The organism is Streptomyces sp. OfavH-34-F (assembly GCF_022347745.1).
Taxonomy (GTDB): domain Bacteria; phylum Actinomycetota; class Actinomycetes; order Streptomycetales; family Streptomycetaceae; genus Streptomyces.
In genome coordinates, this window is the sequence record NZ_JAKRGC010000573.1 from 1 (window position 1) to 1881 (window position 1881).

A 1881-nucleotide genomic window follows, 5' to 3' on the forward strand; every position below is an offset into this window, starting at 1 on the left:
CGCGGCCCGCCAGTGGGCGAGCCCGCGCGAGACGGCCGCGTCCGGGTCGTCGGGCGAACCGAGGACGTCGTGCTGCCAGAGGGTGTAGTCGGCGTACTGGACGGGAAGCGGCTCCTGCTCGGGCGCGCGGCCCGCCACCCGGGCCGCGTACGCGGTCGCCAGGTCGTTCATCAGCGGCGCCAGCGACCAGCCGTCGCCCGCGACGTGGTGCAGCAGCACCGCCAGCACGGCGGCCGGACCGTCCCCGGCCCCGGCCCCGTTCTCGTCCTCGGGTACGAACAGCGCGACACGCAACGGCAGTTCCCGCGACAGGTCGAAGGTCTCCGAGACGAAAGCGGCCACCCGGCCCCGCAGTTCGGCCGCCGGGCACTCCACCGTGCGGGCCCGCACCACGGACGCGGCGAGCACATGCTGGTACGGCTCGTCCTCCGGGGCGAGGAACACCGTGCGCAGCACCTCGTGACGCTCCACCAGGTCGTGCACGGCCGCCGCCAGCGCCGTACGGTCGGGCACCCCGTCCAGCTCCAGCACGATCGGCATGTTGTACGCGCACGACGGGCCGTCGAGCTGGTCGAGCAGCCACAGCCGGCGCTGCGCGTGCGACAGCGGCACCCGGTCCCCGGCGGGCAGCGGCTCCTCGTGGACGACGCACAGCCGGGGGTCGGTGGTCCGCAGCACCTTGCGGTTGATCTTCCCCGAACTGGTGCGCGGCAGCGCGGCGACGATCCCCACGGACGCCGGCACGGCGGCGGCGGGCATCCGCTCCCGCACCAGCGCCCGCAGCTCCTCGGCCCCGACGCCGCCCTCGGTGACGGCGAACGCGACGAGCCGCTTCACCCCGTCGGCGTCCTGCTGGGCGACGACGGCCGCCTCCCGGACCTTCGGGTGCGCCGACAGGACGGAGTCCACGGCGGCCGGGTCGATGCGCTGGCCGCCGATCTTCACCTCGTCGTCCAGCCGCCCGTGGTACAGGATCTGCCGGTCCTCGCCGATCGTGACGAGGTCCCCGGTGCGGTAGGCGCGCTCCCCGTCCAGCTCGGTGAAGCGGCGGGCGTTCAGCTCCGGATTGCCCAGGTAGCCCCGCGACAACCCGCCGCCGAGAAGCCAGAGTTCCCCGGCGACGACGGCGGCGCGGACCCCGGGCAGCGGGCGCCCGATCGGCACCGGCCCGGCCCCGTGGCGGGTCAGGTCGGCGACGGTGGCGACCACCGTCGTCTCCGTGGGCCCGTACGCGTTCAGCAGCCGCACCCGCTCCCCGGTCAGCTCCCGCCACTGGGCGACCCGCTCCGGCAGCGCGGCCTCGCCGTAGATGATCACCGTCTCCAGGCAGTCGGGCAGCCGCACCGCACCCGTGGTCAGCACGTGCACCAGCTCGTGCCAGTACGCGGCCGGCAGGTCGAGCAGGGTGATCCCGTGCCGTGCGCAGCCGGCGAGCAGATCGCGTACGTCCAGCATGTCGTCCGTACGCAGCACCAGGGTGCCGCCCGCGCCCAGCGTCGCGAACACCTCCTGCACGCTGGCGTCGAAGTGCAGGGGCGAGAACTGCAGGACCCGGGAGTCCGGGCCGATGCCGTACGCGGGCACGGCGCCCGCGATGAAGTGCGCCAGCGAGTCGTGGGCGACGACGACCCCGTTGGGCGTTCCGGTGGATCCGGACGTGAAGATCACGTACGCGGCGCCGTCCGGCGCGCCGGGCCCCGGCAGGACGAGTTCACCCGCGGCGGCCACCTCGGCGGGCGCCGGCGCCGAGGCCCCCTGGCGCGCCGTCAACGACCCCGCGACCGCCCCCTGCGTCCCGCACCGGCCCGAACTGCGCGACCTGCCCTGCGACTTCATGTACAGCGTCCAGGACCTCGACACCCGCGCCGTCCTCGGCGTCGC

Annotated in this window: 1 protein-coding gene and 1 pseudogene; one reads left to right on the forward strand and one right to left on the reverse strand. The window is 75.1% G+C overall.

All coding sequences use genetic code 11. From position 1 onward, the window contains the following. The coding region (locus MHW47_RS35010) for an AMP-binding protein (RefSeq protein ID WP_239227853.1) at positions 1-1668 on the reverse strand (1668 nt) is incomplete at its 3' end. On the opposite strand from MHW47_RS35010, the pseudogene MHW47_RS36035 reads away from it, so the two are divergent. Further along, positions 1658-1881, forward strand: a pseudogene (locus MHW47_RS36035) (3-oxoacyl-ACP synthase); the annotation flags it as partial. The gene MHW47_RS35010 and the pseudogene MHW47_RS36035 sit on opposite strands and share 11 nt — an antisense overlap.